The sequence below is a fragment of the Glutamicibacter sp. MOO4 genome (assembly GCF_056934395.1).
The window spans coordinates 3,462,883-3,483,463 of sequence record NZ_CM167800.1; the positions used below are offsets into that span (position 1 = coordinate 3,462,883).

A 20,581-nucleotide genomic window follows, 5' to 3' on the forward strand; every position below is an offset into this window, starting at 1 on the left:
AAAAGATAACTCTATGGTTTTGGCACGTTTAATCCTTGGGCTCCTATGCTTGTCGCCGATGACTGGTTATGAGCTCAAAAAGCACTTTGACTCCTCTATTAACCACTTCTGGAATGCAGATAAGGCGCAGATTTATCGCACCTTGGCGCAGCTGGTTGATAAGGGCTACGCCACTGTGCGTACGGTGCCTCAAAGCAATTACCCTGACCGCCAAGAGCACCACATCACCGAAGCTGGTCGCGAAGTACTGACCCTGTGGCTTTCGGACGGTCCGGTTGAATCCCCAGAACGCGACCCTTTTATGGGGCAGGTATTTTTCGCTGCGGAGCTCGAGCGCGAAGACATCGAAAAGTTGCTTGTAAAACGTCGTGAAGCAACCCAATTCATTCTCGACGATTACCTCTCCCAGCGCGAGGGGATCGACATGCGAGCTGCTGCTGACCGACGAAGCTTCCTCATGGCCGCAACCCTCGATAATGCAATCCGACAACAAGCCGCGCAGCTGGAATGGCTCGACGCGGTATTGGAGTACTTGCCATGACTTCTGCCAAAGATTCTGCATCAAAGCCTGCGCAGGGCGCTTTGCGTGATGCCACGGATTATCCTGAGGTCCACCCTGGACGTGCCGGGCAAAACCAAAGCCATCCGCAGACCATCGTCTTCCTTCATGGTGGCAACGTGGGTAACTGGAGCTGGGATCCGCAGGTCTTGGCCTTTGGCGACTTTAATGTCCTCACCCTGCACCTTCCAGCCTTCGGTGCGCGGTTTGAAGAGACCTGGGAAGGCCTGGAATCAGCGGCTGATGACGTGGCCGCGCTGATTGCTGACGAGGTTTCAGAAGGTGGAGTGCACCTGGTCGGAATTTCGCTCGGTGGAGTGATCGCCTTGCATGTAGCTGCGCGGCACCCGGAGCTGGTGGACTCGGTACTGATCACCGGTACGCCGGTGACCGGTGCAAGTACCGCGGCACGTACCTTCCACCGGATGCAGCTGAAGCTGATCGGCAGTGAATGGTACTGGCGCTTCCAAGCCGGCGCCTATGGCATGGTGGATGACGAGCGCGAGCTTTTTGCCGAGCATGGTGTGAAACTCAAAGCTGAAAATATGCGTGCCATCATGAATGACTTGGATCCCGGGGGACTGCCTAAAAACCTCGGAGCTTACCGGGGTCCAGTCTTGGCGCTAGTCGGTTCCAAGGAGCCAAAATTGGTGCAGAAATCCTTTATTGCCTTGCGTGAAGAGCTTCCACAAGCCATCACTCGGGTGGTACCGGGAATGCATCACCAGTGGAACATTGAGAATCCCATCCTGTTCAATTCGGTACTGCGCCGTTGGATCACCGATGGGGGACTGCACCAGATTCTGCTGGACCCGCAGGCCACCAAGCCGGCAAGGAACACCAAATCAACACCAGCGGAACAGGCCGCTGAAGTGCCGGTGAATCAGAGCCAAGAAACCGGAGAATCGACGCCGCCACTTCAAGAGGACGGACAGAAGAAACTTGGCAGGTTCACCGGGAAAAGCAATCCTCGAAAGCTGGACTCGAAGAAGTTCGATCTTAAGAAGAAGGGACCGCAACGGGGCGATACGCCGGAAGATGCTGCGGATACCGGAAAATAGAAACAAAAGTGCTGCAGGTGAATTCGCTGGATTCACCTGCAGCACCGCTCTGCAACTCACAGGCTAGGCGGCGAGCCATACATCCGGGCCGAAGACTTCATAGTGGATACGTTCGGCGGGGATGCCAGCTTCAAGCGCCTGGTTGCGCACTGCGTTCATGAATGGCAACGGGCCGCACAGGTAGACCTGGGCATTCTCGGTCAGTGCGCCAGTGAGGTTCATGTAGCCGGACTGGGCGTTTAGGTCCTCTGGCAATTCGCCACGTTCGAACCAGGTGCTGATGGTGGCTTCTGGTAGCTTGCCGATGGATTCGAGCATCTGCTCACGCAATGGCCAGGCGGTGACTTCCTGGTCGGCATGCAACACGGTGATCTTGCGGGTGGAGCCACGTGCAGCCAATATCTGCAATGCGGCTGCGCTCGGGGTACATCCAATCCCAGCGGTGGCGATCACCAATGGCGAGCCTTCGTTATCGATGACCAGGTCGCCATACGGATTTGATAGCTCGACCACGTCGCCGAGCTTCAGGTCATTGTGGATCACAGGGGAGAACTCGCCGTTCATATCCAACTTGACGGTGACGGTGCGACGATTGGTCCGCTCGATGTCGTTGCTCAAAGTGTACTGGCGAACCTGGCGGAGACCGTCGGCCATTGGCATGCGGACCGAAACGAACTGGCCAGGTTTGGCGGTGGTGGCTGGGGTTTCGTCAGCTGGCTCGAAGCTGAAGCAGACCGAATCAACGCCGGTTTTGGTGCGCTCGACAAGCTTCCACGGGGTGTAGATCTCGGCGTTGGCCTGCTGTGCGTACAAGCCATTCTCGATCTTGATCAGCGCGTGGGCCATCAGCCAGTAGACCTCGGTCCAGGCATCGGCGATCTCCTGAGTCAGCGCATCGCCCAGGTCTTCGGCAATGGCGTCAAAGAGATGCTTGTAGACGATGGGGTACTGATCCTCGGTGACACCGAGGGAAGCGTGTTTGTGGGCTACGCGGGCGAGCATGGTTTCCGGGGTGGTGCCCGGGTGCTTGACCAAGTACGTTGCGAAGACTGCGATGGATCCGGCCAGTGCCTGCTGCTGGGTACCGTTCTTCTGGTTCGAGCGGGAGAAGATTCCGTCGAGCAATTCCGGGTGCGCGGCGAACAAGCGGTTGTAGAAGTTCGGGGTAATGCTTGAAATGCGCTCTGCGATGATGGGCAGCGTGGCTTCAATGACCGGGAAGGACTTGGTGGACAGCATCGGGTCTCCTTGGGAGTTGTCGATAACTTGTATTTGAAATACAAGATTTATGATCCATTTCTACGCCTAGTAGAAAAGGATTGCAAATTCACCAGCTGGAATACGTAACATCAGTGGGCGATGCTACACCCGGGTCGAAGGGGAATCAGGAAAGATTGCGCACCGTCGGGAAGGGAAGCGCCTTGATCGGCATCGCGGATGATGTCGGGCAGATGTCCTGAATGGTCACTGGATCCAGCGAAGCGTAGAAAACTTCACGAGCCTGCCGGAAGACGGCCCGCAAACGGCAGTCGCCCGAGAGCGGACAATTGGTTTGGGCGTCATGATCGGAGCAATCCACAATATCGGTGCGCTTGTCCAATTTGCGCAACAGCCCGCCGAGGGAAAAGCTCAGCGCTTGGCTGCTCAATGTCGCGCCACCGTTGCGGCCGCGAGCGACCTGCAGAATTCCCAGCGTGCGCAGTTCCAGGACGGCCTTGGCAACGTGGTTGTAGGGAACCCCTACGGAATCGGCAATCTCACGGCTGGTCAATTGCCCGGTGCCCGGCGTTGCCAAAACCATAATGGTTCGCAAGCACACGTCGGTAAAGGCACTGAGTTTCATAATTCATACTTTACGTGGGAAAAGCATTTCGGGGTCAGCATAGTCACTATGCTGACCCCGAAATCACCAAGTGAGATCTACTGCGCGTTGGCCCAGATGGCCTCGGCCGATTCGGCAGCAGGCTCATCGAAAATCCACTCGCCACCTGGCTCAGCTGGCATCGTGTATGGCTGAACGATAGCGAGGGCAGCGCCCACGCGGTGCTCGGCAACGATGTGGATGGCGTCGCGGTCGTTTTCCTGAAGTAGAACATCAGAAGCGATAGCGATGGCATCAAAGTGGGTGCCCTGCTGGTTCAAAACCTCAACCAGTTCAGCAGCCATGGCTTCGGTATCGATGTCAGCATCCGGATCTTCTGGATCATCCGTTGGTGGTACTGCGATCAGACGTAGCTCTGGCTCGCTTTCATCGTCTTTTGGTTCCAGCGCGATCGCGAAGGGAAGGAAAACGCCCTGCTCTTCGAGCTGCTCGCGAGCCACGCCTAGCGCGGTGCCCAAGACTTTATTCAGTGCGTCCTTGACGCCCTCATCCAATGATTCGAGATTCATGTCTTCCCCTTGCTAGTTAGTGACGTTCTCTCCGCGCACGATCGCCAAGACGGTATCGCGGAGGGGCTCAATGATTTCTGCGGTGCGGCCTTCACCGTTAAAACGTAGGAACGGCTCGGTGTTGGACGGGCGAAGGTTGATCCACCAGCTGCCGTCCTTTGCCGAAATGGTAGTGCCATCCATGGTCATCACATCAACAGGTTCCCCGTCAAAGTGGGCCAGAACTCGAGCGGTAGCGCCTTGTTTGTCTTCTACCTCGGAGTTGATTTCTCCGGTAGCAACGTAGGGTTCGTATTCGGCGCCGAGTTCCGACAGTGGCAGATCCTGCTCACCGAGGGCTGCCAAAACGTGCATGGCTGCCAGCATGCCGGTGTCAGCGTTGTAGAAGTCGCGGAAGTAGTAGTGCGCCGAGTGCTCGCCACCAAATACCGCGCCCTGACTTGCCATCTCAGCTTTGATGAAGGAGTGGCCCACACGGGTCATCACCGGGGTGCCACCGGACTTGGTGACAAATTCAGGCACTGCTTTGGAGGTGATCAGGTTGTGGATGATCACGGGGTTCTCTTCGCCAGCTGCCTGAACGCGAGCGATTTCGCGAACAGCAACCAAGGCGGTGATTGCCGAAGGGGACAGCGGAAGGCCGCGCTCGTCGATAACAAAGCAACGGTCCGCGTCGCCGTCGAAGGCTAGGCCCATGTCGGCGCCGTGCTCGAGCACCGCAGCCTGAAGGTCCTTGAGGTTTTCTGGTTCCAGTGGGTTGGCTGGGTGATTAGGGAAGGTGCCATCCAGCTCAAAGTACAAGGGAACGATATTAAGCGGTAGTGCTGAAAGTACGGTGTCGCCAAGTACTGCAGGGGTGGTCATGCCGCCCATGCCGTTGCCTGCATCCACCACGATCTTCAGCGGGCGGATGGATGAGATATCAACCAGTTCACGTAGGTATGCCGCGTAATCAGCCAAGACGTCGCGTTCGGTGATGCTTCCCTGCGGGGTATCGCCGGAAACCGGCAGTCCCTCGTTCAGGTACTGCTGTGCCACGTCGCGGATATCAAACAGGCCCGTGGCCGAAGAGATCGGACGAGCACCAGAAGTGGACATCTTGATGCCGTTGTACTGGGCCGGGTTGTGGCTGGCGGTAAACACCACGCCAGCAGCATCAAGCTTGCCCGAAGCGAAGTACAGCTCGTCGGTGGAGATCAAGCCGAGCATGATGACATTAGCGCCACGGTAGGTAGCACCACGGGCGAACGCCTGGGCAAATTCTGCAGAGGATGGGCGCATGTCGCCACCCACCAATACGTCCTTGCCCGACAGGGACAAGACATCAACAAAGGCCGCGCCAATAGCTTCGATTGCTTCGGCGTTCAGGCTTTCGCCGACTACGCCGCGGACGTCGTAGGCCTTAAAGCTCTGATTAAGATCAATTTCTTCACTCACATCATTCAGCCTACCGGTTTGACTGATTCAAATCAGCGAGAATGGGGCGATTGTGGATGGGAAATGCCTAACACTTCCGCTAAATCGGGCTCTGGATGCTGTCCAAAACGTTGTTAGTGCACAAATCGCCACGTCTGGATCCTAATTCAGGGGAGGAAACTGAAATACTGAAGTCATGGATGGCTCAATGCAAGTGGATCTGAAAACCCTGGCTCTGCAGAAACTGCGCGCTCTGGTGCAAAACCCCGAGGCACAATTCCACGACGGCCAGTATGAAGCAATCGAAGCTTTGGTGGCCGAACGTCGTCGTGCCCTGGTTGTACAGCGCACCGGTTGGGGAAAGTCAGCGGTCTACTTCATCGCATCACTCCTTTTGCGTGAGCAGGGTTATGGGCCCACCTTGATCGTGTCTCCATTGCTGGCTCTCATGCGTGATCAGGTGGCCGCGGCCGAGCGTGCAGGGGTACGGGCCGCCGCCATCAACTCAGCCAACGTGCTCGAATGGCGCGAGATTCTTGAAAAGCTGCAACGCAACGAACTTGATGTGCTGCTGGTGTCGCCAGAACGCCTGAATAATCCATCATTCCGCGAGCAACAGCTACCAATGCTGATGCAACGACTAGGTCTGCTGGTTATTGACGAAGCCCACTGCATCTCAGACTGGGGCCATGATTTCCGTCCCGACTATCGGCGTATCCGAGACTTGATTGCCAAGTTGCCTAAGGGCCTTCCTGTTCTTGCCACCACCGCAACTGCCAACAGTCGCGTCGTAGAAGATGTGGCTGAACAACTGGCCGGCGGGACCGAGCAAGTTTTCACCTTGCGTGGCACCCTTGCGCGAGATTCACTTCGACTTGGCGTACTGAGATTGCCTTCTCCACGGATGCAATTGGCCTGGTTGCTCAGCCATATCAATGATTTTAACGGCTCAGGCATCATCTACACGCTGACCGTTTCTGCAGCCGAAGATATTGCTCGCTTGTTGCGCGAAGCTGGTCATGAAGTCGCGGCCTATACCGGGCGCACCGACCTAGAGGAACGCGAACGGCTAGAACAAGCACTAAAAAACAATGTGGTTAAGGCGCTGATCGCAACTAGCGCCCTTGGTATGGGCTTTGACAAGCCAGACCTCGGATTTGTGCTGCACATTGGCGCACCCAGCTCTCCGGTGGCCTACTACCAGCAGGTGGGTCGTGCCGGTCGTGGCAGTGTGAATGCGGATGTTCTATTGCTTCCTGGCCCAGATGACTCGGAGATCTGGGAGTACTTTGCGACCAGTTCCATGCCGGACCAAGTCCGTGCCACCCAAGTACTAGAAGCGCTAGCAGGCACCGACGGGGCGATGAGCGTGCCGGCGTTGGAAAGCGCAGTGAATCTGCGCCGTTCTCCTCTGGAGCTGTTGCTCAAGGTACTAGCAGTTGATGGCGCGGTGGAACGTGTTGCAGGCGGATGGATGCGCACCGACATGCCGTGGAGCTACGACGCGGAACGATACAAGCGTGTGGCCCAGAGCCGGGTGCACGAACAAACGCTGATGGTCACCTACGAAAATACTCGTGGGTGCCGCATGCAATTCTTGACCGAAGCCTTGGATGATCCGCGTTCGGTACCATGTGGACGCTGCGATAACTGTGCCGGTGTCTGGTTTGACGATCATATTCCTGAAGACTCTAAGGACAGCGCCCAAGCGGCGCTGGGCCGCGTGGGAATCCCGATTGAACCACGTAAGCTCTACCCATCGGGTTTGGACCGCTTGGGATACACGCTCAAGGGAAAAATTCCGGTTGATGAGCAGATCTCCAATGGACGGGCATTGGCTCGTCTTACCGACCTCGGGTGGGGCAATCGACTGCGTCAACTATTTGCCGACCCCACCGATAATCCCATTGATAAGCCAATGGTGGATGCCTGCATCAAGGTACTAGCCGAATGGAATTGGGAAGAACGGCCCGTTGGTGTGGTTGCCATGCCGTCAAATAAGCGGCCACAACTCATTACCTCGTTGGCTCAGAGCCTGGCCGAGGTTGGCCGGTTGCGCTATCTAGGTCAGCTTGAGTACCGCGGCTCCGGCCCACAAAATGGCTCCGGAGGTAACTCGGCATTCCGCGTTGCTGCGGTGGCAGATGCCTTTGAACTTCCAGCTGCGTTGGAACAATTGGTTTCGGGTGCGCCGGGTCCGGTTTTGCTCGTGGATGATCTTGTTGATTCGCGCTGGTCGATCGCTATGGCTGGGCGGGCTTTACGAATTGCTGGCGCGCCGGGTGTCCTGCCTTTCACTTTGGGCGTAGCCGGGTAATTGCACAGTTAAAAGAAGTAGTCTGGAGGTATGGAAATTATCATCTGGCTCGTTGTCATCATCGCAGTGATTGCCTTGGGTTACTTCGGTCTGCAGGCATTACGGAAGAAAAACTCTGCGCAGGTTGCGCAAGCTATCTCCCGTGAAGTGGCTGAAGCTGCCAACGCGAAACTAGATGATTCTGCCCGCAATTCCGTCTACCGCAATCTTGCTAAAGGCGACGTGATGGGGGCCGTGCAAAACTATCGCGCGGCTACCGGTGAATCGGTGAAAGACTGCGTCATCGCGGTTCGCAGCCTCGATAAATACCCTCAGGTTGCCCCGGCTAAGGAGCTACCATCGGACGACGCTGAAATTCAGGCCTTGAGCGACAAGCTGGAAGCTCAGGTTGAACGGGAAGACCGAGAAGCTGCTAGCGGTAATGAGCAAGAGGCCACACTAGGTTCGGACGCTGATACCTGGATTGTACCTAGCGAGTGGAGTGAACAGTTCGGTTCCGAAAACGAGCCAAGTGCGACTCACTTCAAAATGGCCTTCGAACTTGACGGCGAAAGCCGTGAATTCTCCAGCGAACAGCTTCCGCCCAATGAGTATGATCAGCTCTTCTCCATGCTCCGCGATTCAAACTTTGAAGAAGCGGCAAAGATTTTGCACGGCTACACCGGTTTGCCAGTTGATGACTTGGAGCGGATGATAGCGACCTCGCCAATGTCCGGTGCCAGTGCCAACGGCAATGTTGCTGATTTCAAATTCGAAGGACAGGGCCCAGACGGTCCCGTTCACTTTGACGCGGCGGAACTGCCTGAAGCTGACCGTGAAGCCTTATTTGAAGCCATTGCCGATACGGACCTTGATCGCATGTCAGAAATTATCGTCCGTCATACCTCGCTACCTAAGGATATTGTGCAGAACATGCTGCAGACCTTCGTGAAGCGCAATGACTGATTTAGGCACTGGCGGCCGAAGCCGTTAACCCTCAAAGGACGCCTCTGAGCATGATGCTCGGAGGCGTCCTTTTTGGTATCAAGTAATTGTTGGTGCAGGCGGGTATCGCGATGCCCTGCAGAAACAAAAAACCCCTACCTAAGTAGGGGTTTTATGGCGGACACGGGGGGATTTGAACCCCCGGTCGAGTTTTAGCCCGACCCTTCATTAGCAGTGAAGTCCATTCGGCCGCTCTGGCACGTGTCCATCCGCTGTTTCCAGCAGAATCTAGCCTACCTGAAGATAGGCGAGTGTTCCAAAACGAGAGAGCTAATGCACTTTTCGCCACAGGAATTCGTAACTTGTGGCAAGCATTTTCGCCGTTGATTCATTGTCCGTCGAACCTGCATGGCCACCGCCTTCAGGCTCGTGATACCGCACATTTTTGATGCCTAGGTCCATCATCTTGGCGGCCATGATGCGCGCCTGCGAGGGGCCGACCCGGTCATCAGAAGTTGTGGTCCAAATCAAAGTCGCTGGATAGTCATCAACCGGATGTGGTTGGTCACTGAGTCGATGCACCGGGGAGAAAGTACGTAAGAACTCCCAATCCTCGGGTTTCTCTGGATCGCCATATTCAGCGATCCATGAATGACCCGCTGCCAGCTGTGTGTAACGCTTCATATCCAAAAGCGGTACACCGCAAGAAATAGCACCAAATAGTTGCGGGTAGCCAGCAATCATGTTGCCCATCAGCAATCCGCCATTGGAGCGTCCTGTGGCCGATAGATGCTCGCGGCTGGTTACGCCACGTGTCACTAGGTCCTCTGCGATGGCCGCAAAATCTTCATAGGCACGGTGACGCTTTTCCCGAAGAGCCGCACGGTGCCACGTTGGACCGTATTCGCCGCCTCCTCGAATATTGGTCATTACGTAGATCGCACGGCGGTCGGTTTCATTCGTGCGCGAAAGCCAACCTACGCCCATAGCTGCGGCATAACCCGGAGTCATACTGTGTTGGAATCCACCGTAGCCATCCATGAGCACAGGATTTTTCCCGTCAAGAACCAAATTTTCCGGTGCTACCTGGAAATATGGAACCTTTGTCCCGTCCGCCGACGTTGCGAAGTGCTGTGTGACTTCCAGACCTGTTGCATCAAAACGATCAGGCGATCTTTTCACTACGGTGCCGTGGGAGCCCACAGTCCCACGCAACAAGGTGGTGGGAGTGATGAACCCGGTGATGGTCATCCAGTAGTCATCTGCGGCGGTCTCATCTTCGTCATCAACGGCTCCAACGGAAATATTGAGCATCGGGTCCGCTAGGGGCATCAGCGTTTCATTGAAATTCTCTGTCAGGCTGATGACTCGAACCTGCGACGCAACATCTTGCAACACAGTAAGCAAAAGGTAATTCGCGGTGAAGCTCAGTCCTTCAAGGGCATTGCTCCCGTCAGGGACGAATAGCACCTTGTCGATGGTTCCGTCTTCAAGAAATGTCTCTAGCCGGGCAATGGCCAACGAACCTGCAACCAAGATCTGGCCTTGGTGCTCCCAATCGGTCTGCGGCGCGAACAGAACCCACTGGCGGTGCAAGCTCACCTGAACATCATCGGGAACCTGAATTACGTGGTGTGCGCCCTCTAGGATGAAACCGGTGCGCGAACGGTAGAAGTCGATGGCGTCGGTGGTGATCACACGCTCAAAACCGGGTGTGGAATCGAAGTAGCCGAACGCCGCAACATGGTCCTTTTTGACCTCGAAAATCACCGGGGCGTCTTCAATTCTTACACCTCGGCCCACCCGGCGCAGGGTGCTGGCATAAGTGGAGCGGGTAGTGAATTGCTCACTGCCCGCAGAGCCAACAAGCAAGGTATCCCGGTCAATCCAGGAAGCATGAGTTTTGGCCACGGGAAAATCAAACCCGTCTTCAACAAAAGACTTGCTGCTCAAATCGAATTCTCGAATGCGTACCTGGTCGCCGCCGTCGGGGCTCAGACGCAGTAGCGCGCGCTCATAAGGTTCCGCGCCCTGGGGACGCAGCAATGAGGAACCGGCAAAGTGCCATTCCTGTCCTTCGCTGATCGCCAAGGCGTCAAGATCCAACAAGATTTCCCACTGTGGTTCGTCGCTGAGGTAGGACTGCCAAGTGGTGCGGCGCCACAAGCCCAAGCGGTGTTCTGAAGCGCGCCAAAAGTTGTAATAGTACTCGCCACGCTTGCTCACCATGGGAATGCGGTCCTGAGCGTCGAGCACCGTTTTGATCTGCTGAACCTGCTGATCGAATGAAGTGTCATAGAGTTCAGATTCAGTTCGCGCCGTCTGCTCACGCACCCAACTCAGCGCGGTCTCGTCGTGGATTGCCTCAAGCCAAGAATATGGATCGGTACCGGTTACATCAGAAACTTGGTCAGTCATGGGCATAGTCTATGCGTTAGGGCTCGTGAGCTGGCCTAAAGGTAATAACCTATAGGGGTGAGCACCAAAATGCAGAACCTCAAGAATGAGTACACCCTGGCTGTCGTCGGGGCCGGTCCGCGCGGTACTAGCGTCGTGGAAAGGTTTGCTGACCTGTCCTCGAAGCTAGCGCCCAAAGACGGCAATCTCAAGATCGTGGTTTTGGATCCCTTCCGTCCCGGCTCAGGGCACGTCTGGAATCCGCACCAGTCCGAGAACTTCTGGATGAACACCCCAGCTTCGTTCCCTACGGTGGCTCCAGAACGTACCTCAGTCGAGCCTGGGTTGAGCTTTCAACAGTTTGTGGAACTGCACGGTGATGGACGGAAACTCACCGAAGAGCATGCCAAGAGCATCAAGAACATAGATGCCGGCACTTACCCGTCACGAGCCATCTACGGCGAGTACCTCGAACACGTTTTTGACAGCAGTTGTGCTGCCCTTCAAGCGCACGAGTCGTTCAGCGTAGAACATGTGGCAGCTGAAGTTTTGGCTGTGAGGCCAGAAGGTAGCGGATATCAGCTGGAGTTCCAAAGAACTGCTGGTAGTTCTGAAGTGCAGATGATGGCGGTTGACGCAGTTGTCCTTGCTTTGGGGCACCAAAGTGCTGACCTGAATCCATGGCAGAAGCAGCTGCAAGAAGCAGCAACTACATCCGGGGCTGTATACCTTGGTCCTAATGTTCCTGCCGATATGGACTTTGATCAATTTGCCCCCGGTCAGCCTGCGCTGATCCGCGGATTGGGGTTAAATTTCTTTGACACCATGGCAGAGCTAACGCTGGGGCGCGGTGGGCTTTTCCGTGAGGTTTCCACTGATCCAGGTCACCGGTTGGAATACGTCGCCGCGGGAAGAGAACCAGAACTAATTGTTGCTTCCAGACGTGGCACTCCGTACTGGGGTAAGCCAGTAGTTGATCAGTTCATCCCAGAAGAAATCGAGCTACGGTTCTTTGACGTGCCGGACTTGATCGGTCATCTGGCCGAGCTGAGGTCCACCAATCCGCAGGCCACTTTGGAGTTCTCCCGTCATATCTGGCCCAACCTGCATCGAGATGTGCTCTTTGCCTACTATCAACAGAGCGCCCAAAGTTGTGGAGTCCCTGAGGGTTTCTCGGCCGAAGGATTTATTGAACAAGTAGATAACATCTTGTCTGCCGAACACCGAGAAGGTAGCCAAGTATGGCTGGGAGAATTGCGGAAGTTCATTGCGCAATTCCCCGAAATTCAGTGGTTGGACGTCCCGAAGCTCGCAAAGCCTTTTGAAGAGATCGGGTTTGCCTCCAACGAGGAGTACCAGAAGGCTGTACAAGACTATCTAGTTGACAACGCACAGCACAGCGCCGGAGGACTGGACGATCCATTGTCGTGCGCGATCATGACGATGAATGCGGGACGAATGCTGGTCAAGGAACTGATCGTCAACGGCGTAGTTGATGAGCAGTCCAGAATTGAAGAAATCCAAGCTCACTTTGAACCGTTGGTGGAGGGGCTGGCCTCCGGCCCACCGCTAGAACGTATTGAACAGTTACTGGCACTCTCACGCGCTGGGGTCGTGACCTTTGTTGGCCCGGAACCTGAATTCACCTTTGATGAGGTTTCTGGCCAATTCACCGCGTCATCACCTTGGGTTGATGCTGAAGTGCATACTGCCCGAACTATGTGCGAAGCGATGATGCCAAGCAACAGAGTGTTACAAAACAACACCCCCCTGATCAAACAATTGCTTAGCGATCATGTGGGACGTGTGCACACGTGGCGTAACTCAGAAGGTGAAACCCTTCCGGGGTCCGGCTTTGATGTAGTCGGCGAACCGTACCGTCTGGTCAACTCCGAAGGCCTCGCCCACCGCGGTATTTTTGTGCTGGGCCTGCAATTGTCCTCAGCTCAGTGGGGGACAGCGATTGCTGCTCAAGCAGGAGACCTGAACAATCCCGCAGCTAGAACGCTGAAAGATGCCACCCATGTGGCCAACGAAGTAGCGCGTCTGGCAGGATTCTTAGTAGGCGAAGGCTTGCCGACAGAACGAATTTAAACAGTGAGGCGGGCTGATCCTAAGATCAGCCCGCCTCACTCAATACGCGGATGGTATGGGATTTGAACCCATGAGACGGGGTTACCGCCTACTGGTTTTCAAGACCAGCTCCTTCGGCCGCTCGGACAACCATCCAACCCGAAAAAGTATACGGCATGAACCCCCGATGAAAGGAATTGAGATCCGTGAGTGAATCGATGAAGGCTTATATCTACAACGGTGGTGGCGGACCAGAGGTTATCGAACTCACCGAAAGGTCGATTCCAAAGGTAGGCGCAGGTGAGGTGCTGATCAAGGTTGAAGCATTCGGCCTGAACCGTGCCGACGTGCAACAGCGCAAGGGCGTCTACCCGCCACCTGCCGGGGCTAGTGACATCCCTGGTCTGGAGGTCTCCGGGACGATCGTGGAACTCGGAGAGGGCGTCATCGGCTGGAGCACAGGAACGCGCGTGGCGGCTTTGTTAGCAGGTGGGGGCTACGCCCAGTACGTCAACGTGCCCGCCGAGCTGCTCATCAATATCCCAGAGAATCTTTCGAGCACCGATGCAGCGGCGCTACCCGAGGTTGCCGCAACGGTAGTTTCTAACCTCTTCATCGAGGGCGGTCTAGCTGAAGGCCAAACCTTGCTGATCCACGGCGGGGCCGGCGGCATTGGTTCCATGGCCATCCAGCTGGCCAAAGCGGCCGGCGCCCGAGTCTTTGTTACCGCATCCTCAGCAGAAAAGCTGGAGTACTGCGCACAGCTTGGAGCGGATGAGGGAATCAATTACCGCGAAGAAGATTTTGAACAGCGGGTCAAAGAACTGACCGACGGGGCAGGTGTGGACCTGATTCTTGACGTTATCGGCGCCAAGTACCTAGAGAGTAATATCAAGGCGCTCGCCGTTGGAGGCAGAGTAGTCGTGATCGGACTTCAGGGTGGTACCAAGGCTGAACTGAATCTGGGGATGATGCTGGCTAAGCGCGCACGGGTGATCGCCACGACGCTTCGCGCTCGACCGCTGGATGAAAAGACTCAGATCATTAAGCAGACCGTCGCACGGGTACTGCCGTTGGTCGAAGCGGACAAACTGTCTATCAACGTCTCCAAGACCTTCGAGTTCTCCGATCTGACCAGTGCACATGAGTATTTCGACTCGGGTGAGCACACCGGAAAAATCGTCGTTAAGGTTTAGCCGAAACTTCCTCAGGCGCGTAAAGTGACACAGTAGCCATAACGGTGTGACCGGTCTGATAAAGGGCAGTCACGCACATCACTTGCTAAGTCTTGAGGAGGATGCTCGCATTGAGTGCCCAAAATACCTTGCCCCCAGCAGGCGTTGATCCCGAAGTTGCCCAACACGAAGAAAAACGTTGGACTCCTTTGCGGATCGCCGTCTGGATCGCTATCGCACTGGTCGGTGGCATCGCCTGGTCAATCCTCGCGTTTTCGCGCGGGGAAACCATCAACGCAATCTGGTTTGTTTTTGCAGCCGTTGCTACCTATTTGATCGCTTACCGTTTTTATTCGAAATTCATCGAGCGCAAGATTACAAAGCCTGATGACTTCCGTGCGACCCCCGCGGAGACCGTAAACAACGGTCGTGACTTTGTGCCAACCGACCGCCGAGTGCTCTTTGGTCACCACTTTGCGGCTATCGCTGGTGCTGGACCACTGGTCGGCCCGATCTTGGCAGCCCAAATGGGCTACCTGCCAGGCACCATCTGGATCATTGTTGGTGTGGTGCTCGCCGGTGCGGTGCAGGACTACCTGGTGATGTTCTTCTCGATGCGTCGCGGTGGACGTTCGCTGGGTCAGATGGCCCGCGAAGAGCTTGGACTAGTTGGTGGCACGGCGGCCTTGATTGCCACCTTGACCATCATGATCATCATTACCGCCATCTTGGCGCTGGTTGTGGTTAATGCACTAGGCGAATCGGCATGGGGCGTTTACTCTGTGGGCCTGACCATCCCGATTGCCTTGTTCATGGGTGTTTACCTGCGCTTCATCCGCCCGGGCAAGGTTTTGGAAATCTCCGTCATCGGCTTTGCGCTGTTGATGTTCGCAATCGTCTCCGGTCGCTGGATTGCTGAATCGCCGTGGGGTGCTGAATTCTTCCACTTGGATCGCACCACCATTGCTTGGGCCATCATCATCTACGGTATTATCGCCGCAGTGCTGCCCGTATGGTTGCTGTTGGCTCCACGCGACTACCTCTCCACCTTCATGAAAATCGGTGTGATTGGTCTGCTGGCTCTGGCCATCATCATTGTTCGCCCTGAAATCTCCGTTCCAGCATTTTCCGAGTACGCCGGACGCGCCGACGGACCGGTGGTTAGCGGACACATCTTCCCATTCCTGTTTGTCACCATCGCCTGTGGTGCTTTGTCTGGCTTCCACGCGTTGATCGCCTCGGGAACCACCCCGAAGCTCGTCGAGAAGGAGAAGCAGACCCGCTTCTTGGGCTACGGTGGCATGCTCATGGAATCCATGGTTGCCATCATGGCTCTGGTCGCTGCGATCTCGATTGACCGTGGTGTGTACTTCGCGATGAACTCGTCGGTGGCTGCCACCGGTGGGACCGTGGAAACCGCGGTAGCTTTTGTGAACTCGCTGGGGCTATCCGGCGTCAACCTGCAGCCCAATACGCTGACCGAACTGGCCACCAACGTCGGTGAAACCAACGTGGTTTCGCGTACCGGTGGCGCTCCAACCTTGGCAGTGGGCATTGCGCACATCATGCATCAGTGGTTCGGCGGCACCGCGATGATGGGCTTCTGGTATCACTTCGCAATCATGTTTGAAGCACTGTTCATCCTCACCGCGGTGGATGCTGGTACCCGTGTAGCGCGCTTCATGCTGCAGGACACCATCGGTAACTTCTTCCCTAAGTTCAAGAACACCTCATGGCGTCCCGGGGTGTGGATCTGCACGCTAATCATGGTGGCCGGCTGGGGATACATCCTTATCCTCGGCGTGACCGATCCGCTGGGCGGCATCAATACCTTCTTCCCACTGTTCGGTATCGCTAACCAGCTCCTAGCCGCCATTGCCTTGGCAGTGGTTATGGCGATCATCGCCAAGCAGAACAACTTTAAGTACCTATGGGTGGTTGCTGTTCCGTTGGTCTTCACCGTCGCAGTCACCTTCGTTGCGAGCTGGCAGAAGATCTTCTCGACCAACACCAAGGTGGGCTACTTCGCGAACCACAACGCCTACAAAGAGGCGCTGGCCAACGGCGAAACCTCGCTGGGAACGGCCAAGACTGTTGAAGCCATGGAAGCAGTGGTACGCAACACCGGAGTTCAGGGATGGCTTTCGGTATTGTTCTTGCTGCTCACTGCGATTGTGATCGTTTCTGCGATTCTTACCACCATCAAGGCAAAGCGCAACGGAGGCGGAAACAATACCGAAGATCGCGCTGTGCCATCGAAGATGTACGCACCAGCTGGTCTGATTTCTTCACCTGCTGAGAAGGAACTGGAGAAGGCTTGGAAGCAAGTTCCGGCCGAAGCTCAAATTCAGCGCGGCGGACACTAGTCGTGGCCTCGTTATTGGAGCGATTGGGACAGGCCAAAAGATTTGTTGATGGGGTTCTTGGTGCCGATAAGTATCAGCACTACCTGGAGCACCACCAACGTAATCATCCTGATCAGCAACCAATGAACGAGCGTGAGTTCTGGAAGGACTACACCGACTGGCAAGAAAAAAACCCTGAAGGGCGTTGCTGCTAGGTGCACTGCGTGTCGGCCTCGATCTATCTGCATTGGCGGATGGATCGAGGCCGGTTTCGTTTTATGTCGTTTTCACAAGCTTGCTGGTGCTCCGCTCCCGGTAGGCTAGAAGCGTTGATCTTTGTTCATCTCTGGTAGAGAAGTGTCATGGCGTTCTTTTCACGACTTCGCGCGCAGCGCGCAGCCACTCGCGAACTTGGCGAGGGCGTCTGGCGTCGCGCCCACGACCGGTTCCAGCGTTCATTGGATCGGGTCTTCCAAGTGATCGAGGGAATTGCAGATGACCAGGTGTATAACCAGCTGGTGAAAGAGGCCAATGAGATGGCCGACCTGTTGCCAACGGTTCGTCAGATCTGTTCTACCGCTCAGCGAATCACGCCGAGCGACGACGAGCAGATCCCGCAAGCCACCGCAGGCGTTCACCGCAGTCTCACCAAGTCGGCCAACGATTTGGCCACCACCGCACAGGTCATTGCGATGATGAGAATGCAGGCCGAAGCCGGAGGGCAAATTGATATCAACTCGGTGCAACACCGTGCACGGTTGGTTAAGGAAGATGTCAGCCGAGCGGCCCAAATGTTCGCTAATAATGAATAATTGAGAATTACCGATCAGTTCAGCGGTGATCCTAGAATTTGGGTCGATTCGTGAACTAAGTTGGTTTCATGACCCAATCAATACCATCAAGTAAGTTCCTCGACGGAAACACCATCGATCAGCTGGGCTTCGGCGTTTGGCAGGTTGCAGACGAGGAAGCAGAAGTTGCTGTCGGCAAGGCGCTGAAAGCTGGATACCGTCACATCGACACCGCGAAGATCTACGGAAACGAAGCCGGCGTAGGCCGTGCCGTTGCCGCTAGCTCAATTGCTCGTGAAGAACTTTTCATCACCACCAAGGTCTGGAACGCAGATCAGGGATATGACAAGACCATCGCTGCAGCAGACGCATCGCTGGAACGTCTTGGCTTGGAATATGTAGACCTGTACCTGATTCACTGGTTGCAGCCCAAGCGTGGCACCTACGTGGATACTTGGAAGGCACTGATCCAGCTTCAGAAGGACGGCAAGGCCAAGTCCATTGGTGTTTGCAACTTCACCAAGGAAGCACTTGAAGAGCTGTACACCGAAACCGGTGTTCGCCCAGTGATCAACCAGGTTGAAACCCACCCATACTTCCCGCAGGCAGAACTTCGCGCCTACGAAGCAGAGCATGGCATCCTGCACCAGGCGTGGTCCCCGCTGGGCCAGGGCGGAGACCTGCTCAAGGAACCACTGCTTGCCGAGATCGCTAAAAAGCACGAAGCAACGGTGGCGCAGGTAGTCATCGCTTGGCACTTGGCATTGGGTAACGTGGTGATCCCTAAGTCGGTGACTGACTCACGCATCGTGGAGAACTTCGAATCTTTGAACGTGAAGCTTGACGCTGAAGATATCGAAGCAATTGCTACCTTGGACCGAGGTGCAGAAGGTCGTATTGCAGCCGATCCAGCAACCGCTGACTTCGAGTAAAGCTCAGTCCTAAGTAACTATGTGGTCCTTGGCTTCATCTGAAGCCAAGGACCACATTTACACCATCGCTCAAACCAGCGCTCATGAGGAGAAAACACCATGCATAAGCTCATCGTTCTATATCCCGAGCCGGTAGATCGCGCCGCGTTCATCGAGTACTACGAGTCGACTCACCTGCCACTAGCTACGAAGCTTCCGGAGTTGCGTTCATGGCGTTACACAACGAATGTTTCGCCAGATGCCAAGGGAAACCCTGCCCCGTACTTCGCTGTTTTTGAGGCCGAGTTTAACGATGTAGATGACTTCCGAGCAGCTATGAGTTCTCCTGAAGGTCAGGCTGTTGCCGCAGACGTTCCCAACTACGCAACCGGTGGAGCGATTACGCTCGACTACACTGTTTCTGGCGGTAGCAACGTCTGAGATTGACGTCTTTTAGAAAGCGAAAAACCCGGAATCGTGCACCGCACGATTCCGGGTTTTTCGTCACATGAGCCCCCTGCCGGATTTGAACCGGCGACCTGCTCTTTACGAGGGAGCTGCTCTACCCCTGAGCTAAGGAGGCCTGTACCTGCAAACAGGCACCACGTCACTTTATCCGAGGAATTGTCTGATCGTCAAAACGAGAATGACACGAACATGCCCAATCAGCACTGAGAATTTGCTGCTGGACCCTGCCCATCGATGAGGTAGCCATCAACGGCGTCAGTAATGCAGTCGTTGGACCGACCGTAGGCGGTGTGACCATGACCTTCGTAGGTCAACAACGTAGCATTATCTAGCTGCTTGGCCAACGACTGCGACCACTTATACGGGGTTGCCGGGTCTCCGGTGGTACCAACGACCAGAATCTCATTTGAACCCGGAGCATTCAGCTCTTCAGCATGTCCCGAGGCCTTGTGATCCCACACGTCGCATGCGATTTCACCGTAAGAAAGGTACTTGCCAAGCGTGGGGGCCACGCGCATCAGCTCGGTGGCTTCCTCGCTCATGGCATCGCTATTGGCGTTCATCGGACGGTCCAAGCAATTGATGGCGGTAAAAGCGTCTGAAGAATTTGACGAGTAAGTTCCGTCGATTTGGCGGTCAGCAGCTATATCGGCGAAGCCCAGAATGCTATCAACGTTGCCGTCATTAACAGCCGAAGCCATCGCCTCGGTCAGGTATGGCCAATTTGAATTGTCATAGAGCGGCAAGATGAAACCGTTAACAAAGTCGATGATTGGAACGGTGCGGCCATCGCTGGAGACCATAGGCTGGTTTTCCACCTGAGCGAAGAACTGCTGTAGTTGAACCTTCGCCTCGGCGACGCTTCCACTGAACGGGCAATCCTCCGACTCAACACACTGGGCAAGCCATGCGTCGATCTCGTTTTCAAATCCAACAGCTTGTGCCTTGGTCAGATCAGATGCCTGGCTGGTTGGGTCCATGGCGCCGTCGAGCACAAAGCGTCCAACCTTCTTAGGGAAGAGATCCGCATAGGTTGAGCCCAAGAACGTCCCGTAGGAGAACCCTAGGTAGTCCAGCTGCTTATCACCCAGTGCTGCTCGGATGACGTCCATGTCTTTAGCCGCCGAAACGGTGTCAACATGTCCCAAGAGATCGCCGGTGTTGGCCGTGCAGTCCGCCGCGTAGTCATCGGTTTCTTCGATGATTTGGGTTTGATCCTCGGGCAACCAAGCACGCAAGTTCTCTTGGCGGCCCTGATCAATTTCGGCATCGGTTTGGCAGGTCACCGGGGAGCTCTTACCCACACCACGTGGATCAAATCCGATGATGTTGTAAGCGGCCTGCAGATCCTCACTGAACATGGACTGGACCGAGGATTCGACCATGTCCAGGCCCGAGCCACCAGGGCCACCTGGGTTAATCAGTAAATTCGCCGAGGCGTTTTCTGCGGCGCGACGGTTCAACGAAAGCTCGATGCTCTCACCCGAGGGGTCGGAGTAATCCAGTGGAACTTTGAGCGTTGCACATTCAAGTACATCTCCGCAGTCTTTCCAGTCGAGCTCCTGGGAGTAGTAGGTTTCCAGCCCCTTGGGGGCCGCTGCGCTACTTGCGCTCGGTGCTGCGTTGGTTCCATCGGCTTCTGGAACGGATGATCCGGCTGAGCAGCTGGTTAGACCGATCAGGGCGAGAACGGACCCCACGGCTGCTAACTGCATTTTGAGCGAGCGTACAGGCACTTTAAGTGTCTCCTTGA

17 protein-coding genes and 3 tRNA genes are annotated in these 20,581 nt (G+C 55.6%); 11 read left to right on the plus strand and 9 right to left on the minus strand.

All coding sequences use genetic code 11. The annotated features are described in order from the left end of the window. The first annotated feature begins 13 nt into the window (after positions 1-13). Both AC1Z3F_RS16230 and AC1Z3F_RS16235 read left to right on the plus strand, forming a co-directional pair. On the plus strand, positions 14-541 hold the full coding sequence (locus tag AC1Z3F_RS16230; protein ID WP_131090415.1) for a PadR family transcriptional regulator: 528 nt from the start codon (positions 14-16) through the stop codon (positions 539-541). After that, positions 538-1,620: an alpha/beta fold hydrolase gene (locus AC1Z3F_RS16235; RefSeq protein WP_165477388.1), complete on the plus strand. Its 1,083-nt coding sequence runs from the start codon at positions 538-540 to the stop codon at positions 1,618-1,620. The genes AC1Z3F_RS16230 and AC1Z3F_RS16235 overlap by 4 nt, the downstream gene beginning before the upstream one ends. Positions 1,621-1,683: 63 nt before the next feature. Here the strand turns inward: AC1Z3F_RS16235 and AC1Z3F_RS16240 are convergent, their stop codons facing one another. The 4 genes from AC1Z3F_RS16240 to AC1Z3F_RS16255 form a co-directional block, all read right to left on the minus strand. After that, positions 1,684-2,859 (minus strand): globin domain-containing protein, encoded by a 1,176-nt coding sequence (locus AC1Z3F_RS16240; protein ID WP_131090413.1) that lies wholly within the window; start codon positions 2,857-2,859, stop codon positions 1,684-1,686. Between the two features lie 145 nt (positions 2,860-3,004). Then, positions 3,005-3,463, minus strand: a complete 459-nt coding sequence (locus AC1Z3F_RS16245) for an RrF2 family transcriptional regulator (RefSeq protein WP_262198459.1) — start codon at positions 3,461-3,463, stop codon at positions 3,005-3,007. Between the two features lie 77 nt (positions 3,464-3,540). Next, positions 3,541-4,011, minus strand: a complete 471-nt coding sequence (locus tag AC1Z3F_RS16250) for a hypothetical protein (protein WP_131090411.1) — start codon at positions 4,009-4,011, stop codon at positions 3,541-3,543. A gap of 12 nt (positions 4,012-4,023) precedes the next feature. Next, on the minus strand, positions 4,024-5,448 hold the full coding sequence (locus AC1Z3F_RS16255; RefSeq protein WP_207306530.1) for a phosphomannomutase/phosphoglucomutase: 1,425 nt from the start codon (positions 5,446-5,448) through the stop codon (positions 4,024-4,026). 175 nt (positions 5,449-5,623) lie between these two features. On the opposite strand from AC1Z3F_RS16255, the gene AC1Z3F_RS16260 reads away from it, so the two are divergent. Further along, entirely contained in the window at positions 5,624-7,744 is a 2,121-nt protein-coding gene (locus tag AC1Z3F_RS16260; protein WP_131090409.1) for a RecQ family ATP-dependent DNA helicase, read from the plus strand. A gap of 30 nt (positions 7,745-7,774) precedes the next feature. Continuing rightward, positions 7,775-8,689, plus strand: a complete 915-nt coding sequence (locus AC1Z3F_RS16265) for a hypothetical protein (RefSeq protein WP_131090408.1) — start codon at positions 7,775-7,777, stop codon at positions 8,687-8,689. A 154-nt stretch (positions 8,690-8,843) separates the two neighbouring features. Here the strand turns inward: AC1Z3F_RS16265 and AC1Z3F_RS16270 are convergent. Both AC1Z3F_RS16270 and AC1Z3F_RS16275 read right to left on the minus strand, forming a co-directional pair. Then, positions 8,844-8,935: transfer RNA gene (locus AC1Z3F_RS16270), tRNA-Ser, on the minus strand. A 63-nt stretch (positions 8,936-8,998) separates the two neighbouring features. Continuing rightward, entirely contained in the window at positions 8,999-11,086 is a 2,088-nt protein-coding gene (locus AC1Z3F_RS16275; protein ID WP_131090407.1) for a prolyl oligopeptidase family serine peptidase, read from the minus strand. A gap of 57 nt (positions 11,087-11,143) precedes the next feature. On the opposite strand from AC1Z3F_RS16275, the gene AC1Z3F_RS16280 reads away from it, so the two are divergent. Beyond that, a complete protein-coding gene (locus AC1Z3F_RS16280) occupies positions 11,144-13,159 on the plus strand; it encodes an FAD/NAD(P)-binding protein (RefSeq protein WP_131090406.1) in 2,016 nt (671 codons plus the stop codon). A gap of 47 nt (positions 13,160-13,206) precedes the next feature. Here the strand turns inward: AC1Z3F_RS16280 and AC1Z3F_RS16285 are convergent. Continuing rightward, a tRNA-Ser gene (locus tag AC1Z3F_RS16285) sits at positions 13,207-13,294 on the minus strand. 62 nt (positions 13,295-13,356) lie between these two features. On the opposite strand from AC1Z3F_RS16285, the gene AC1Z3F_RS16290 reads away from it, so the two are divergent. From AC1Z3F_RS16290 to AC1Z3F_RS16315, 6 genes are all read left to right on the plus strand, one after another. Further along, positions 13,357-14,334, plus strand: coding sequence for an NAD(P)H-quinone oxidoreductase (locus AC1Z3F_RS16290; protein ID WP_131090676.1), 978 nt, complete (start codon positions 13,357-13,359; stop codon positions 14,332-14,334). A 101-nt stretch (positions 14,335-14,435) separates the two neighbouring features. Further along, positions 14,436-16,679, plus strand: a complete 2,244-nt coding sequence (locus AC1Z3F_RS16295) for a carbon starvation CstA family protein (protein WP_483566229.1) — start codon at positions 14,436-14,438, stop codon at positions 16,677-16,679. 2 nt (positions 16,680-16,681) lie between these two features. After that, positions 16,682-16,873: a YbdD/YjiX family protein gene (locus AC1Z3F_RS16300; RefSeq protein WP_131090404.1), complete on the plus strand. Its 192-nt coding sequence runs from the start codon at positions 16,682-16,684 to the stop codon at positions 16,871-16,873. A 147-nt stretch (positions 16,874-17,020) separates the two neighbouring features. Then, positions 17,021-17,470 (plus strand): hypothetical protein, encoded by a 450-nt coding sequence (locus AC1Z3F_RS16305; RefSeq protein ID WP_131090403.1) that lies wholly within the window; start codon positions 17,021-17,023, stop codon positions 17,468-17,470. Between the two features lie 68 nt (positions 17,471-17,538). Beyond that, on the plus strand, positions 17,539-18,381 hold the full coding sequence (locus AC1Z3F_RS16310; RefSeq protein WP_131090402.1) for an aldo/keto reductase: 843 nt from the start codon (positions 17,539-17,541) through the stop codon (positions 18,379-18,381). 99 nt (positions 18,382-18,480) lie between these two features. Continuing rightward, on the plus strand, positions 18,481-18,801 hold the full coding sequence (locus tag AC1Z3F_RS16315; protein ID WP_131090401.1) for an EthD family reductase: 321 nt from the start codon (positions 18,481-18,483) through the stop codon (positions 18,799-18,801). 70 nt (positions 18,802-18,871) lie between these two features. On the opposite strand, the gene AC1Z3F_RS16320 is transcribed toward AC1Z3F_RS16315, so the two are convergent. Together AC1Z3F_RS16320 and AC1Z3F_RS16325 are read right to left on the minus strand one after the other, a co-directional pair. Then, positions 18,872-18,943, minus strand: a tRNA-Thr gene (locus AC1Z3F_RS16320). An 82-nt stretch (positions 18,944-19,025) separates the two neighbouring features. Continuing rightward, positions 19,026-20,564 (minus strand): alpha/beta hydrolase, encoded by a 1,539-nt coding sequence (locus AC1Z3F_RS16325; protein ID WP_483566230.1) that lies wholly within the window; start codon positions 20,562-20,564, stop codon positions 19,026-19,028. Between the last annotated feature and the right edge of the window lie 17 nt (positions 20,565-20,581).

What these genes read in the sequence shown, in the direction of transcription:
- AC1Z3F_RS16230 (WP_131090415.1), top strand. Translation starts at nt 14, where the DNA reads ATGGTTTTGGCACGTTTAATCCTTGGGCTCCTATGCTTGTCGCCGATG.
- AC1Z3F_RS16235 (WP_165477388.1), top strand. Translation starts at nt 538, where the DNA reads ATGACTTCTGCCAAAGATTCTGCATCAAAGCCTGCGCAGGGCGCTTTG.
- AC1Z3F_RS16240 (WP_131090413.1), bottom strand. Translation starts at nt 2,859, where the DNA reads ATGCTGTCCACCAAGTCCTTCCCGGTCATTGAAGCCACGCTGCCCATC.
- AC1Z3F_RS16245 (WP_262198459.1), bottom strand. Translation starts at nt 3,463, where the DNA reads ATGAAACTCAGTGCCTTTACCGACGTGTGCTTGCGAACCATTATGGTT.
- AC1Z3F_RS16250 (WP_131090411.1), bottom strand. Translation starts at nt 4,011, where the DNA reads ATGAATCTCGAATCATTGGATGAGGGCGTCAAGGACGCACTGAATAAA.
- AC1Z3F_RS16260 (WP_131090409.1), top strand. Translation starts at nt 5,624, where the DNA reads ATGGATGGCTCAATGCAAGTGGATCTGAAAACCCTGGCTCTGCAGAAA.
- AC1Z3F_RS16265 (WP_131090408.1), top strand. Translation starts at nt 7,775, where the DNA reads ATGGAAATTATCATCTGGCTCGTTGTCATCATCGCAGTGATTGCCTTG.
- AC1Z3F_RS16275 (WP_131090407.1), bottom strand. Translation starts at nt 11,086, where the DNA reads ATGACTGACCAAGTTTCTGATGTAACCGGTACCGATCCATATTCTTGG.
- AC1Z3F_RS16290 (WP_131090676.1), top strand. Translation starts at nt 13,357, where the DNA reads ATGAAGGCTTATATCTACAACGGTGGTGGCGGACCAGAGGTTATCGAA.
- AC1Z3F_RS16295 (WP_483566229.1), top strand. Translation starts at nt 14,436, where the DNA reads ATGCTCGCATTGAGTGCCCAAAATACCTTGCCCCCAGCAGGCGTTGAT.
- AC1Z3F_RS16305 (WP_131090403.1), top strand. Translation starts at nt 17,021, where the DNA reads ATGGCGTTCTTTTCACGACTTCGCGCGCAGCGCGCAGCCACTCGCGAA.
- AC1Z3F_RS16310 (WP_131090402.1), top strand. Translation starts at nt 17,539, where the DNA reads ATGACCCAATCAATACCATCAAGTAAGTTCCTCGACGGAAACACCATC.
- AC1Z3F_RS16315 (WP_131090401.1), top strand. Translation starts at nt 18,481, where the DNA reads ATGCATAAGCTCATCGTTCTATATCCCGAGCCGGTAGATCGCGCCGCG.